Origin of the sequence: Hamadaea sp. NPDC051192 (assembly GCF_040682475.1) — a bacterium.
In the GTDB taxonomy this organism is placed as follows: Bacteria; Actinomycetota; Actinomycetes; order Mycobacteriales; family Micromonosporaceae; genus Hamadaea; species Hamadaea flava.
Window position 1 is genome coordinate 1 of record NZ_JBFBAZ010000083.1, and the last position, 15027, is coordinate 15027.

11 protein-coding genes are annotated in these 15027 nt (G+C 70.9%); 8 read left to right on the plus strand and 3 right to left on the minus strand.

Translation table 11 applies throughout. From position 1 onward, the window contains the following. Positions 1-288: 288 nt before the first annotated feature. Positions 289-4716: an ATP-dependent helicase gene (locus tag AB0M47_RS28150; RefSeq protein ID WP_363419315.1), complete on the minus strand. Its 4428-nt coding sequence runs from the start codon at positions 4714-4716 to the stop codon at positions 289-291. 132 nt (positions 4717-4848) lie between these two features. Between AB0M47_RS28150 and AB0M47_RS28155 the strand changes: the two genes are divergently transcribed. After that, positions 4849-5184, plus strand: a complete 336-nt coding sequence (locus tag AB0M47_RS28155; protein WP_363419317.1) for a hypothetical protein — start codon at positions 4849-4851, stop codon at positions 5182-5184. A gap of 14 nt (positions 5185-5198) precedes the next feature. Here the strand turns inward: AB0M47_RS28155 and leuE are convergent, their stop codons facing one another. Next, on the minus strand, positions 5199-5822 hold the full coding sequence (gene leuE / locus AB0M47_RS28160; protein ID WP_363419319.1) for a leucine efflux protein LeuE: 624 nt from the start codon (positions 5820-5822) through the stop codon (positions 5199-5201). Beyond that, positions 5822-7060, minus strand: coding sequence for a bifunctional pyridoxamine 5'-phosphate oxidase family protein/GNAT family N-acetyltransferase (locus tag AB0M47_RS28165; RefSeq protein WP_363419321.1), 1239 nt, complete (start codon positions 7058-7060; stop codon positions 5822-5824). The genes leuE and AB0M47_RS28165 overlap by 1 nt, the downstream gene beginning before the upstream one ends. Before the next feature lie 34 nt (positions 7061-7094). Between AB0M47_RS28165 and AB0M47_RS28170 the strand changes: the two genes are divergently transcribed. From AB0M47_RS28170 to AB0M47_RS28200, 7 genes are all read left to right on the plus strand, one after another. Continuing rightward, positions 7095-8399 (plus strand): aminotransferase class I/II-fold pyridoxal phosphate-dependent enzyme, encoded by a 1305-nt coding sequence (locus AB0M47_RS28170; protein WP_363419323.1) that lies wholly within the window; start codon positions 7095-7097, stop codon positions 8397-8399. A 93-nt stretch (positions 8400-8492) separates the two neighbouring features. Continuing rightward, positions 8493-9809 (plus strand): MFS transporter, encoded by a 1317-nt coding sequence (locus AB0M47_RS28175; RefSeq protein WP_363419325.1) that lies wholly within the window; start codon positions 8493-8495, stop codon positions 9807-9809. Positions 9810-9811: 2 nt separating this feature from the next. Beyond that, the gene (locus AB0M47_RS28180; RefSeq protein ID WP_253763652.1) at positions 9812-10009 is read left to right on the plus strand and encodes a DUF3046 domain-containing protein; all 198 of its coding nucleotides are present in this window, start codon (positions 9812-9814) and stop codon (positions 10007-10009) included. A gap of 160 nt (positions 10010-10169) precedes the next feature. Then, the gene (recA, locus tag AB0M47_RS28185; protein WP_360000585.1) at positions 10170-11222 is read left to right on the plus strand and encodes a recombinase RecA; all 1053 of its coding nucleotides are present in this window, start codon (positions 10170-10172) and stop codon (positions 11220-11222) included. 369 nt (positions 11223-11591) lie between these two features. Continuing rightward, entirely contained in the window at positions 11592-12380 is a 789-nt protein-coding gene (locus AB0M47_RS28190; RefSeq protein WP_363419327.1) for a regulatory protein RecX, read from the plus strand. Between the two features lie 257 nt (positions 12381-12637). Continuing rightward, positions 12638-14503 (plus strand): ribonuclease Y, encoded by a 1866-nt coding sequence (gene rny, locus AB0M47_RS28195; protein WP_363419328.1) that lies wholly within the window; start codon positions 12638-12640, stop codon positions 14501-14503. Between the two features lie 167 nt (positions 14504-14670). Then, positions 14671-15003 carry a hypothetical protein gene (locus tag AB0M47_RS28200; RefSeq protein WP_363419330.1) on the plus strand — a complete coding sequence of 111 codons (333 nt, stop codon included), beginning with the start codon at positions 14671-14673 and terminating at the stop codon, positions 15001-15003. The last annotated feature ends 24 nt before the right edge of the window (positions 15004-15027 follow it).

Here is a 15027-nt window from a genome sequence, read left to right on the forward strand (position 1 = left end):
TCGACCAACACCAAGATCCGGCTCTTGACCCGGATCGCGTTCGGGTTCAAATCCGCCGAAGCCTTGATAGCCCTCGCCAAGCTCAACCTAGGCGGCTACCAAATCAAGCTCCCCGACCGCTCGTGACCCACACAAGCAGCCGGAGAGCCAGAAAATGTCGCCTGGGCAACCGAAACTCGCCAAGATCACCGCGCCTCACCCGCCGGCGGAGGCCATCGCCGGCGGAAGCCCTCGCCGACGGAGGCGCTCGCCGACGGGAGGTCAAGCCCCGGCCCATCGGGGACGGGGTCACGCGCGAAGCCGCAGTCCCCTTGGCGTCACGGTGAATCCGGCCGCGGCCAACGCCTCACCCAGTACGCTGTCGTGCACCGCCTCGCCGTCGGCCCGTTCGACGCTGAGGCTGCCGAGCGCCCCACCTCGGACGGCTTCGGCCAACGCCTTCGTCGCCGCCGTGAGCACGGGTTGCTCCGCCGAGAAGGTGAGCAGCGTACGCCCGCCGCGTTCGACGTAGAGGGCGAGTTCGCCGTCGGCGAGGACGACGAGCGCGCCCGCCTTGCGTCCGGGTCGGTGCCCGCCGTCGGCCGGGGGCCAGTCCAGCGCCGCGCCGTACGGGTTGGCCGGGTCGGTCGCCGCGAGCACTTCGGCCGGGAAGGTGCGGTCGGCGTACGACCGGAGCCGGTCGACCGCTCCGGGCAGGGCGAACTGTGCCGCACCCAACCCTTCGACGAAGTAGCCCCGGCGCGCCGCACCGCGTTCTTCCAGCCCGGACAGGACGGGGTAGACGGCGGCGAAGCCACCGGGCTGCCCCTCGGCCGCTACCGCTCCCCGGGTGACGACGCCGTGCCGTTCCAGCAACGAGTCGGCCAGCGCGGCCGCCCGGCGGGTGGGGTCGAGGTCGCGGTCGACCACCAGGTGCCAGCGCCCGGCCACGGTCGGCGGGCCTTGCCGCAGGGTGCTCAGCGAGACGCGCCCACTGCGTTGGTAGCGCGAGCGACCGGGTGCGGGCCGGGACTTGTGCGCGCCGGAGCCGCCCGAGAGCAGCGCTCGCACCGGGGCCAGCGTGTCGTTGCCGACCAGCCCGGCCCAGACGAGGTCCCACAGGGCCTCGACGACCTCGCTTTCGTCGGCGGCCGTGGGGAGCTGGCGGAAGAACAACGCGCCACCACTGAGAGCGTCGAGAATGGACTGGTGGAGCGCCGGCCACTCCTGGTCGAGCGCCGGTGGCAACAGCAAGGGAGCGGAATCGGCGAAGGCCAGCGAGATCCAGCCGTCGGCGCCCTGAATCGGCCCGGCCCCGCACCAGACGACCTCGCCGGTGGCGCACAACTCGTCCAGATCGGACGGACGATAGCCGTCTACGCGGGCCGGCAGGATCAGGCGTTCCAGCGCCGACGCCGGCACCGGTACGCCTTGCAGCTGCGCGACGACGTCGGCGACCCCGTCCAATCCTTTCCGGCTTCGCCCGATGCCCTGCCAGCGGGAGAGGAACCGGCCCAGCACCCGCGGCGGCACCGGCTCGATCTCCTTTCGCAGTGCGGCCAGCGACCGTCGCCGCAGCATCCGGAGGACTTCGGCGTCGCACCATTCGACGTGCCCGCCGTCCGACGCGGCGGTGAACTCGCCCGACACGACCCGGCCGGTCGCGGCGAGCCGCCGGAGCGTGTGGTCGACGACGGCCACGCCGAGCCCGAAGCGCGCCGCGCACTCATCGGCTCGGAACGGCCCGTGCGTACGCGCGTATCGGCTGATCAAGTCGGCGAGCGGATCGGGCACCGGAGCCGTGAACGCAGCCGGAAGACCCGGCGGGAGTGCCACCCCGAGGGCGTCGCGATAGCGCCCGGCGTCCTCCGCCAAGATGTAGCAGTCCTGGGCGGCCACACGGACGCGGACGATCCGGTTGGCCCGTTCGAGCGGGGCCAGCCACTCCAGGGCCGCTCCGAGCGCGGTCAGCTCGTCGAGAGTCAATTCGCCCAGCTGACGCAGTGCTTCGACGACGTCCTCGCCGTCGCGGAGCGGCCGTTCGGCCCACCGCAGACGCTGGGCGACCGCCTCGATGACGGCGGGATCGAGTAGTTCCCGCAGCTCGACCCGGCCGAGTAGTTCCGCCAGCAGGGTCGGGTCCAGCGACAGCGCCGCCGCGCGGCGTTCGGCCAGCGGGACGTCCTCCCCGTAGAGGAAGGCGCCGACGTAGCCGAACAGCAGCGAACGTGCGAACGGCGACGGCTTGGCCGTGCTCACGTCGATGAGGCGTACGCGTCGAGCCGCGACCGAGCGCATCAAGTCGGTCAGGGCGGGCAGGTCGAAGACGTCGCGCAGGCATTCGCGCGCCGCCTCCAGCGTGACCGGGAAGTCGGGGAAGTCCCGGGCGACGTCGAGCAACTGGGCGGCCCGCTGACGCTGCTGCCACAACGGTTGCCGCTTGCCCGGGTCGCGCCGGGGAAGCAGGAGCGACCGGGCGGCGCACTCGCGGAACCGCGACGCGAACAGGGCTGAGCCGCCGACGCCGTCGGCCACGATCATCGAGATTTCGTCGGGGTCGAAGACGAGGTCGGCCGCGCTCGGCGGTTCCTCCGCGCCCTCGGGCAGCCGGATGACGATGCCGTCGTCGGCCGCGTGGACCTGGGCGTCGACGCCGAGTCGTTCGGACAGCCGCTGCCCGATGGCCAGCGCCCACGGCGCGTTGACCGGCGCTCCCAGTACGCAGTGCAGCACGATCCGCCAGTCGCCGAGCTCGTCCCGGAATCGCTCGACGAGGACGGTCCGGTCGTCGGGCAGGTGCCGGGTGGCCTCGCGCTGCTCCGCCAGGTACGCCGACAGGTTCTCCCGAGCCGCCGGATCCAATCCCTCCACATCAGACGGCGTACGCAGATAGGAGCCGATGGCTTTGCCGAGCTCGACCGGTCGCCCGGCCTGATCGCCCTTCCAGAACGGCAGCCGCGCCGGTTGGCCAGGCGCCGGCGACACCAGTACGCGATCCGGCGTGATCTCCTCGATCCGCCATGAACTGGTGCCGAGGGCGAAGACGTCGCCGACCCGGGACTCGTAGACCATCTCCTCGTCGAGTTCCCCGACGCGGGCGGGTTTCGCGGCGCCGGCGAGGAAGACGCCGAACAGCCCTCGATCGGGGATGGTGCCGCCGCTGGTGACCGCGAGGCGCTGGTTGCCGGGCCGGCCGGTGATCCGGTCGGTCGCGCGATCCCACACGATGCGCGGCCGCAGCTCGGCGAACGCGGTCGACGGGTAGCGGCCGGAGAGCATGTCGAGCACCGAGTGCAGGGCCGAGTCGGGCAGCTCCGCGAAGGGCGCGGCCCGCCGGACGAGGGTCGCGGCGTCGGCGACGGTCCACTCGTCGAGCGCCGTCATCGCCACGATGTGCTGGGCCAGCACGTCGAGCGGGCTGTGCAGGTAGTCCAGCGACTCCAGGGTGCCGCCGACCATCCGCCGCGAGACCACGGCCGAGGTGAGCAGGTCGCCACGGTGCATCGGGAAGACCACGCCACGGGAGATCGCGCCCACCTGGTGCCCGGCGCGGCCGACCCGCTGGAGGCCGGCCGAGACGCTCGGCGGCGCGCCGACCTGCACTACGAGGTCGACCGAGCCCATGTCGATGCCGAGTTCGAGGCTGGAGGTGGCGACGACGGCCGGCAGCTGCCCCGATTTCAGCTGCTCCTCGATGTGCTTTCGTTCCTCTTTGGACACCGAACCGTGGTGGGCGCGGGCGATCACGCCCGGCGCTCCGTAGCCCGCGCCCGCCTGCGCCATGATCTGCGCCGGCATCGGGATCGCGCGATCGAGGTCCTCCACCGCCAGCTCGTTGAGCCGGGCGCACAGCCGCTCCGAGCCCCGCCGGGAGTTGGTGAAGACGATGGTCGACCGGTGTCCCTTGATCAGCTCGTAGACCCGTTCCTCGACGGCGGGCCAGATGGAGGCGCGCCGGGGCCCCTCGTCGTCGGCCCGGCCCTCGTCGAGCGCGGTCATGTCCTCGACCGGCACCTCGACCGAGACCTCGATCGTCTTGGCCGTCGGCGGCTGGACGACCTCCACCGGCGCGGCCCCGCCCAGGAACCGGGCCGCCACCTCGGTCGGCTGCACGGTGGCCGACAGCCCGATCCGTTGCGCGGGCTTGGCCAGCAGCGCGTCCAGCCGCTCCAGCGACAGCGCAAGGTGTGCGCCGCGCTTGGTCCCCGCGACGGCGTGGACCTCGTCGAGGATCACCGTCTCGATGCCCCGCAGCGCCTCCCGTGCCTGCGAGGTGAGCAGCAGGAACAGCGACTCCGGCGTGGTGATCAGGATGTCGGCCGGCCGCTTGGCGAACACTCGCCGCTCGTCGGCCGGGGTGTCGCCGGTCCGCATCGCGACGGTCACCGCGGGCTCGGTGAGGCCGAGCCGGTCGGCGGCGTGCCGGATGCCGGTCAGCGGCGTCCGCAGGTTGCGCTCGACGTCGACCGCGAGCGCCTTGAGCGGGCTCACGTAGAGGACCCGGCAGCGCTTCTCGGGCTCGGCCGGCACGGGCTCGTGGGCCAGCCGGTCCAGCGCCCACAGGAACGCCGCGAGCGTCTTGCCGGACCCGGTCGGCGCCACGACCAGGGCATGCCGCCCCGCCGCCACGGCCTGCCACGCGCCCGCCTGGGCGGGGGTGGGGGCGGCGAAGGCGGTCGAGAACCATTCCCGGGTCGCCGGGCCGAACAGCTCCAGCACGTCGGTCACGTCATCCATCCTGCCCCGGACCCCTGACAAACGGCGGCGTGCGCAAATCGTCCACCATGCAAGTCTTGCCCGTTTCGTGACTCTCGGTTACCGTCATAGAGACGTTGAGTAGTCCATCGAATCAGCCTGGGGGTCCCAGCAATGGACGACCGTCGAATCCGCCCGCGCCGCACCGCCGCCCACGAATCAGACGTGCTGCTCCGCCAGCTCGACGGTCACCTGGCCTGGGTCCAGGCCCGCGTCCCGCACGACCTCCCGCTCGCCGAACGCATCGCGGTCACCCTCCGTCGACTGGTCGCGGAGACGTCTCGCTCCAGCGCCGCGGATCGAGCACTGGTACGCGCAGCGGTGCACTTCGTCGTCGTCAGGCGGCATCGCAGTCACCAGCGCTTCGCCCGGCGACCGGTCAGCGCGGACGTGCCGGTGCTGAACGAGATCGTCACCGCCCTCGGCCGGGGCGACCTCGCCCTCACCTGATCACGGAAGTGTCGCTATAGGGAAGCTGTGGCGAGGCGCAGGCTGAAACCGAGGAACAGCACCCCGATAGCGCTGGCACCTGCGCGAGCCAACCGTCGCCGACGGCGGAACACCGCGGCGAGCCGGTCGCCGGTGAAGATGAGCGCGGTCAGGTAGAGGAAGCTGAACAGCTGCACGATCGCGCCCAGCACGGTGAAGGTCACCGCCGGGTGGGCGTACGCGGGGTCGACGAACTGGATGAAGAAGGAGATGAAGAACAGGATCGCCTTCGGGTTCATCAGGCTGATCGTGAACGCCCGCCGGAACGGCCGATCCACCGCCGGCTCAGCTTCCTCGGTGGGGGCGGCAGCCGGCCGAGCGAACAACATCTTCAGACCGAGATAGGCCAGGTACGCCGCGCCCGCGTACTTGAGGGCCAGGAACACGGGCGGGAAGGCGCGCAGCAGCGAGGCGACCCCGGCGGCCGAGGCGATCATGAGGATGGTGTCGCCGAGGAACACGCCGCAGGCGGCCTGATACCCCCGGCGTACGCCGTTCGAGGCCGCCGTCGACAGGACGTACATCGAGTTGGGGCCGGGCAGCAGGATGATCGCCACCGTGCCGAGGACATAGGTCCCCAGGTCTGTCACGCCGAGCATCAGGTAAGCCTAGGGCGGAGCCGCGCCCGCAAAGAAGACTGTGCCGCAGGCCACTCCTCGGCCGTCAGGCCGAAGACGAAGGTGTCCCGCCACGTGCCGTCGGACAGCTTCTTGTGCCGCCGCAGGACGCCCTCGCGGGTCGCGCCCAGGCGCTCGATCGCGGTGTGCGACCGGGTGTTGAGCGAGTTGGCCTCCCACTGGACGCGTACGCAGCCCAGGGTGTCGAACGCGTGCTGGAGCAGGAGCAGCTTCGACTCCGTGTTGATCCCGGTACGCCACCACCGTCGCCCCAATGTGGTGATGCCGATGATGACGGAGCGGTTGTGCGGGTCGACTCCGTAGAACGACGTCGTGCCGACGATCTCGCCGGTGGCCGCGTCCCGCTGCACCCAGGGCACCCGAGCACCGCGTACGTGCTGGTCTTCGGCGTCGGCGACGAGTCGGCCCATCTCCTCGGCCGTGTGCGGGGTGTCGTTGAGCAGGTAGCGCCACACCTCGTCGTCCCCGCCGACGGCGGCGAACAGGCCGGGCGCGTGGGACAGGTCCAGGCGTTCGAGGATCACGTGCTCGCCCTTGAGCGTCGGCGCCTCGTGCCACGCGCTCGGCACCGTACGCAGATAGTCGGGCAGGGGAGCGGTGACACCCTGATCCCGGCGCGCCGGGCCGACCACCGTACGCATCGGCAGCACCCCGGCCCAGTGCGGCAGCCCGAGGTCTTCCTCCTCCTCGTTGACCCCACCGATACGCGCCCGCACGCTCACCTCGTCCAGCGCCAGCCGAAGGACGGCGGTCTGCGCGGCCTCCTTCGCGTTCGGCGGGCGGGTCGCGGCGGCCCGGCCGGCGCCGACCTTCTCCGTGAGCGCGGTGAACGCCAGGTCGCGTTCGGCCGGGTCGGTGACCGTGACGGCGACGCCGTGCGCGACCAGCGACCGGTAGTTGGCGCTGTGGTGGAACTGCGAACGGGCGAGCACCAGGCCGTCGAGGTGGGTGACGCTCAGGCAGACGCGGAGGTCGTCGGCGCGGCCGCCCAACGCCACCCGGCCGCCGGTCGAGAAGTGCACGTAGACCACGTCGTCCACGCGTACGAACAGGGTGGGCAGGGCGCGCGGCTCGCCGTCGTGGACGAACGAGAGCGTGCAGAACCAGGCCTCGTCGAGAATGGTGTGCGCCTCCTCGCGGGAGTAGCTCATCCGGTCCTTCTCGCGGAGACTGGTGGTCCGAGGGGTCTTGGTGTACATGGTCCGCCCTTTGTTCTGGTACAGTCTCGAAACTGTGGCGGTACAGTATCAGATCTCCGGGAAGACCGCAGCCGAGATCGTGCGCAGCGTCGAGGACGGCGTGCGTACGGGTGCGCTGCGAGCAGGCGACCTGCTCCCGACGGTTCGGGCGCTCGCGGCCGAGCTGAGCGTGGCGGCGAACACCGCTGCGGCGGCGTACCAGCAACTCCGGCAGCGCGGCATCGTGGAGACGCAGGGGCGCCACGGCACCCGCGTACGCCCCGAGCCGCCGATCTCGGCCGATCGCAGCACCGGCGGGCCGGTCGTGCCGGACGGCGTCCTGGATCTGGCGCTCGGCGAACCGAGTCTGCTGCCCGATCTCGGGCCCGTCCTGGCCCACGTCGCCGCGCAGGGGGTGACCGCGAACTATCGGGACGCCGGCGTGCTGCCCGAGCTGGCCGAGCGGGCCCGCGAGCGGCTGCCGGACCTGCCCGCCGACGCCGCGCTCACCGTCGTCGGCGGCGCGTTGGACGGCCTCGACCTGCTGTTCAGCACCATGCTGCGGCCCGGCGACCCGGTCGGCGTGGAGGACCCGGGGTGGGCCGCCTCACTGGATCTCGTGGCGGCGCACGGGTTGTCGGTCGTGCCGATCCCGGTCGACGACGACGGCCCGACTCCCCAAGGACTCCGGGCGGCCCTCCAGAAGGGCGTCAAGGCGGTCATCGTCACGACCAGGGCGCAGAACCCGACCGGTGCGGCCGTGACGGCACAACGCGCCCGCCAATTGGCCGCGGAGCTGAAGGACCGGGACGTCCTGCTGATCGAGGACGATCACGCGGCCGAGCTGGCGGCCGTCCCGCTCGCGTCGCTGGCCGGGGTGACGCCGCGCTGGGTCTTCCTGCGCAGCGCCTCCAAGCCGTACGGGCCGGATCTGCGGATCGCCGTTCTCGCGGGCGACCCCGCGACGGTCGCCCGGGTCGAGGGACGCCGTCGGCTGAGCGCCGGCTGGGTCTCCACCGTCCTGCAGCGGACGCTCGTCCGGCTGTGGGAGACCGCCGACACCTCGGCCGCCGCCCGGGAGTACGACGCCCGCCGCGACGCGCTCGTGGCCGCGTTGCGGGCCAGGGGCTTCACCGCGCACGGCCGGACCGGCATCAACGTCTGGATTCCCGTCGACGACGAGACCCGGGTCCTCACCGCGCTTCGCGACTCCGGTTACGCGGTCGCCCCGGGCAGCTTGCACCGAGTGGCCAGTCCGCCCGGCGTACGAGTAACCATTGCGAACGTGACCCAAGCGGACATCGAGCCCTTCGCGGACGCCTTCGCGGCGGCCGCGAGCGGTCGCCGCTGGACCGTCTGACCTGCGCCGGAACGAGTTGGCATCACGACTGGATGATCGTTAAGGGTAGGGTGACAGATCCACCCGCACTCCTTACCCCTCGGAGCATCCGAAGTGTCATCGGTCGATGTCGCGCGCGTCCAGCGCCGCACAGTGCGCGTCCTGGTCGCGAACGAGATCGTCAGCGGCCTCGGCGTGGCGATCGGCATCTCGGTCGGCGCGCTGCTCACGAAGGAGATGGTCGGCACCGCGCTGTCCGGCGCGGCGCAGAGCGTCGCGGTGGTCGGCGGAGCGCTGAGCGCGCTGCCGGCCAGCCGCATCATGAACCGATACGGCCGCCGGCCCGGCCTGGCGCTGTCCTATCTGGTCGGCGCGGCCGGCGCGGTCACGGTGGTGGCCGCCGCGGCCTGGCGGCACGTCGCGCTGCTCATCGTCGGGATGTTCCTGTTCGGGGCGGGCAACACCGGTAAGTACCAGTCCCGCTACGCGGCGGCCGACCTCGCCGAGCCGGCGCAGCGTGGGCGGCAGCTCTCCTGGGTGATCTGGGCGTCCACCATCGGCGCGGTGGCCGGGCCGAACCTCGCCGCCCCGGTCGGCCGGCTCGTGGCGGGCACGGGCATCCCGGTGCTGGCCGCGCCGTATCTCGCCTCGGCCGCGACGTTCCTGGCCTGCGCTGTCTGGATCATGACCGTGCTCCGGCCCGACCCGCTCAAGCTGGCCAAACGGCTCGCGCCGGAACCTTCTCCGCCGGTCGCGCCGGTCGGCTCGGGCGGAGTGGCGACGGTCGCCCCGCCCGCGGCCGCCGCGGCGACGACCACCTTCCGCCAGGCCGCGACGGTGGTCTGGTCGATCACCGGCGCGCGGCTCGGCCTGGTCGCGACGGCCCTGGGCCACCTGGTGATGGTGGGCGTGATGTCCATGACGCCCATCCACATCGGAGATACCCATCACGGCAGCGCGTCGCTGACCATCGTCGGGTTCGTGATCGGCCTGCACATCGCGGGCATGTACGGCCTGTCGCCGCTGGTCGGCTGGGCCACCGACCGGCTCGGGCCGCGACGGGTCATCCTCGCCGGGGTGGTCCTGCTGACCGCGGCGTGCGCGGTCGCGGGGACCTCCGGCCATGATGTGGTACGCCTGGCGCTCGGCCTGATTCTGCTGGGTCAGGGGTGGTCGTGCACCATGGTGGCCGGTTCGACGCTGTTCGCCGCGAGCGTCCCGTTGCCGGTGAAGGCGGCCGCGCAGGGCCTGTCCGACCTGGCCACCGGGGTGGCGGGCGCGACCGCCGGCCTGCTCTCCGGAGTGATCGTGCAGTTCGGCTCCTACCCGATGCTCACGCTGCTGGCCGCGCTGGCGGTGGTGCCGCTGCTGGCGCTGACGCTGCGAACCGGGCAGGCTGGACCGGAGACACCACGGATGAGCGGACGGTGAGCATGAAGCTGAGCGACTTCTGGCGGCGGATGGGGGAGTCCTTCGGCCCCGCGTACGCGCGGTCGGTGGCCGCCGATCAAGTGTTGCCGCAGCTCGGTCAGACGATCGACGACGCGCTGCGCTCCGGGGTCGACGCGATCGTCGTCTGGCGGGCCGTCGTGGCGAATTACCCCGACCGAGTGCCATCCCGGCTGCGCTAGCGTGTCAAGGTAGCGCATAGTACAGGTGTACGGGTATCGTCCTCGGTCGGGATGACGGCGGGGTGGCGCGGTTTTGTCAGACCCGGCGCATAACGTGTCCGGCGTGACGAAGAGCTCGACGGCGAAGGCCCCGAAGGCGGGCCAACAAGGGGTGGCAGGCATGGCAGTGGCAAGTCCTGACAAGACGAAAGCGCTCGATCTAGCGCTGGCCCAGATCGAGAAGGCCCATGGCAAGGGTTCCGTGATGCGCCTGGGCGAGCGCCCGCAGGTGCAGATGTCGGTCATCCCGACCGGCTCGATCGCCCTCGACGTCGCGCTCGGCGTGGGCGGACTGCCGCGGGGCCGCATCATCGAGATCTACGGCCCGGAGGCCTCGGGTAAGACGTCGCTGGCCCTGCACGCGATCGCCAACGCCCAGCGCAACGGCGGCATCGCCGCGATCGTCGACGCCGAGCACGCGCTCGACCCGGAATACGCCCGTGCCCTCGGGGTCGACACCGACGCGCTGCTGGTCTCCCAGCCCGACACCGGCGAGCAGGCGCTGGAGATCGCGGACATGCTGGTCCGCTCCGGCGCGCTCGACCTCATCGTGATCGACTCGGTGGCCGCGCTCGTGCCGCGCGCCGAGATCGAGGGTGAGATGGGCGACAGCCACGTCGGCCTGCAGGCCCGGCTGATGAGCCAGGCGCTGCGGAAGATGACCGGCGCGCTCAACAACACGAACACCACCGCGATCTTCATCAACCAGCTGCGCGAGAAGATCGGCGTCATGTTCGGCTCGCCCGAGACCACCACCGGTGGTAAGGCGCTGAAGTTCTACGCGTCGGTCCGCCTGGACGTCCGCCGGATCGAGAGCCTGAAGGACGGCACCGAGGTCGTCGGCAACCGGACCCGGGTCAAGGTCGTCAAGAACAAGGTGTCCAGCCCGTTCCGGCAGGCCGAGTTCGACATCATGTACGGCAAGGGCATCTCCCGCGAGGGCTCGCTGATCGACGTCGGCGTCGAGCAGAGCATCATCCGCAAGGCCGGCGCCTGGTACACCTACGAGGGCGACCAGCTCGGCCAGGGCAAGGAGAAGGCCCGGGAGTTCCTCAAGGAGAACCCCGACGTCGCCGCCGAGATCGAGAAGAAGATCCTCGAGAAGCTCGGTGTGGGCGTGAACGCGGGCAACGACGAGGCCGGTGGCCCGGCGCTGCCGCCCGTCGACTTCTGATCTCTTCGCACTTCAGGGCGTGGACGCTGCTCATCGGCGACCACGCCCTTTCGCTTTCGGGCGCGCTCCCTGTCCGGCGCGTCCCCTTTCCGGGGCGCGTTTGCTTTCCGGGACGCGTTCGCTTTTCCGGGACGCGTTTGCGCTCGGGGCCGGGTTCGCTTTGCGGGGCGTTCGCTTTGCGGGGCGTTCGCTTTGCGAGGCGCGGCCGCTTCGGGCCGCGGCCGAGATCAGTTGATCTAGGCGAGAAAGTGTCGCTATAGCGACCCTAACTCGCCAAGATCAACTGTCGAGCCGGCCCTGCCGACGAAGCCGGCCAGACTGACGAAGGCAGGCCCAAGCCGCCCAAGCCGACGTAAAGGGGGGAGCCGAATGACGATACGAGGACGCTCCGGCCGAGGGTGGGACGCCGCCCCGGCGAGGCGGCCGCGCCGATCCCGCGCCAAGCACGTGGAGCCGGAGAACGATCCCGACCTGTGGGGCCCCGATCCGGAGGCTGCCGCGGCCGCGCCGGAGACGCCGCAGCAGAGCCTGCGAGACAGCATCCGGGAGAAGAAGCCGGAGCCGCCCAAGGACGAGCGGGAGCGTGCCCGGGAGATCTGCCTCAACCAGCTCTCCGTACGCCCCAGGACCCGGTCGGAGCTGGCCGCGGCGATGACCAAGCGCGGCATCACCGCCGAGATCGTCGAGGAGGTGCTCGACCGCTACGACGAGGTCGGCATCATCGACGATGCCGCCTTCGCCCGCGCCTGGGTCGACTCCCGGCATCACGGCAAGGGGCTGGCCCGCCGCGCGCTCGGTCAGGAGCTGCGCCGGCGTGGCGTCGACCAGGAGGTCATCAAGGAGGCGCTGGCCGATCTGGAGGTGGAGACCGAGGAGGTCACCGCCCGGGAGCTGGTCGAGCGGAAGCTGCGTACGGTGCGCGGCGAACCTGATCAGGTCTTCCGCAAGCTGGTCAGCATGCTCGCCCGCAAGGGCTATCCCCCCGGTATCGCGTTCCGTGCCGTGAAGGACGTCCTAGCCCGGGTCAGTGACGAGGCGGAGGACTACACAGAGGGCCATAAGGTTTGGGAAATGGGCTGGGAGGCCAAGCAGGAGTGGGCCGAAGGGCTGGCCCTCGAAGCGATGGACTCGGAGGGGGAACGCCCGGATCGTGTCTGATCATGAGTTCTTGACCGGGCGACCCACACAACCTAGCCTCGTGGTACGAGGGCGACCTCCGACCACCTTGGGTTAACACACACAACATAGATCGCGTAACAGTAGAGCAACAGTTTCAGTGTCGATCTGCCTCTCGGCATCGGCTCAGCGCTCGCCTACCTGGGCGAACGTTGATCCGGGCGCGAGTAGGTGTCGTGCTCCCTCGCCGTGGTCGGGCATCGCGAAACAACTGCGTGTGACGGCGAAGGGAGCGACCCATGAGTCCGCTCGAAGGAGTGCTGACGGGCGCGGTCGTTCTGCTCGCTCTCGGTGTCGTCGCCCTGCTGTTCCTCGGCGTACGCGTCGTCAGGCAACTCGGCGTCGGCAAGTCCAAGGCGGCTCCGCTGGACGACCACTCGTTCTGGCAGCGACCCATCGCCCAGGACGACACGGAGTCCCGCCAGGTTCACGCGGCCGCCATCGAGGCGGCCGCCGCCTTGGAACAGGCCCGGGCCTTGACCGTGACCGCTCAGCGGGAGGCCAGCTCGGCCCGGGGGGACGCGACGACGGCCAAGGCCGACGCGGCGGCGGCGAAGGCGGAGTCCACGGCGGCCCGTGCCGAGGCGCAGCGCATCATCGACGTCGCCCACGCCGAGTCCGAGCAGATTCTGGAGCGGGCCAACAAGCAGGCGGAGATCGACGCCGAGCAGACCCGGCAGGCCGCCCGCCGGAGCGCCGAACGCGAGATCGGGCTGCTCACCGCGACCGCGAAGGAGCAGGCTGAGGACGCCGAACGACGGGCTCAGCGGCTCGACGAGCGGGAGCGGCGACACGCCGAGGAGGCAGATCGGCTGGCCGAGCGGGAACGGCTCCACGGCGAGGAGGCCGAGCGGCTGGCCGAGCGCGACCGGCGGATCGCCGCCGCCGAACTCGACCTCGTCCGCTGGGAGACCGAGCTGAACAAGCGGTCGGAGGATCTCGACCGGGCCGAGGAGGGCCGCCGCCGGGAGCTGGAGCGGGTCGCCGGGCTCACCGCCGACGCCGCCAAGTCCGAGCTGGTGGAGGCCGTCGAGGGCCAGGCCAAGCGGGAGGCCGCGCTCCTGGTCCGGGACATCGAGAACGACGCTCGCACCACGGCCGAGAACCGGGCGCGGCACATCGTCGTCGACGCCATCCAGCGCGTGGCGAGCGAGCAGACGGCCGAGAGCGTCGTCAGCGTCCTGCATCTGCCCTCGGACGAGATGAAGGGCCGCATCATCGGCCGCGAAGGCCGGAACATCCGGGCGTTCGAACAGGTCACCGGGGTCAACCTGATCATCGACGACACGCCCGAGGCGGTGCTGCTGTCCTGCTTCGACCCGGTACGCCGCGAGATCGGCCGGGTCACGCTGGAGAAGCTGGTCCTCGACGGCCGGATCCACCCGCACCGGATCGAGGAGGTCTACGAGACCGCGCGGGACGAGGTCGAGCGGCTGTGCCTGCGGGCGGCCGAGGACGCGCTGGTCGAGGTCGGCATCACCGAGATCCACCCGGAGCTGGTGACGATGCTGGGCCGGCTGCGCTACCGCACGTCGTACGGGCAGAACGTCCTGAAGCATCTGGTCGAGACCGCCCACATCGCCGGGATCATGGCCGCCGAGCTGCGCCTCGACCCGGCCCTGATCAAGCGGTCGGCCTTCCTGCACGACATCGGCAAGGCGCTCACCCACGAGGTGGAGGGTTCGCACGCCCTCATCGGCGCCGACCTGGCCCGCCGGTGCGGCGAGTCCGAGGACGTCGTGCACGCCATCGAGGCGCACCACAACGAGGTCGCGCCGCAGACCATCGAGGCGGTCCTGACCCAGGCCTCCGACGCGTGCTCCGGCGGACGGCCGGGGGCACGGCGGGAGAGCCTGGAGGCGTACGTGAAGCGGCTGGAGCGCATCGAGGAGATCGCGGGCTCCAAGACCGGCGTCGACAAGGTGTTCGCGATGCAGGCCGGGCGAGAGATCCGGGTGATGGTACGCCCGGAGGACGTCGACGAGATCGGCGCGGCGGTGCTCGCCCGGGACGTCGCGAAGCAGATCGAGGAGGAGCTGACCTATCCCGGTCAGATCCGCGTCACCGTCGTACGCGAGTCGCGTACCACCGAGATCGCCCGCTGACTCTCTACTGTTGAGTGTCCAAATGATCCGCAGAGAAGCGCTTCGGTAGGGCATTTCAGCGCGAGAAATGGGCGTAGATTCCCAGCTCAGCGCCGGTATAGGCTCATCGGCGGGAACGGCGCCGATCCCGAAACTCGGTAAGCACGAGCAGACGGGAGAACCATCACGTGAGAAAGACAGTTGAGAAACTCGACGAGCAGGACGACGCCCTCTACCGGATGATCCAAGGTACGCACAAGGGCGTCTCGACCGTCGGGGAGAAGCTTGCCATCTTCCGGAGCGACACCAGGTCGAGTCTGGGGTCGGTCATCCTCCGGCTCGGCGGGCTCGATCGTTCTGTCGACAAGATCCAGGGTGAGCTTGTCGAAGTGCGGGATGAGCTCGTAGAGATGAAGGGTCGCCTCGACGGGATCGACGGTCGCCTCGACAGGATGGACGGACGCCTCGACGGGATCGACGGGCAGATCGGCAAGCTTGTCGCCCACTTCGGCCTCGTCTGACGGCAGAGATGCGTACGGCGCCCG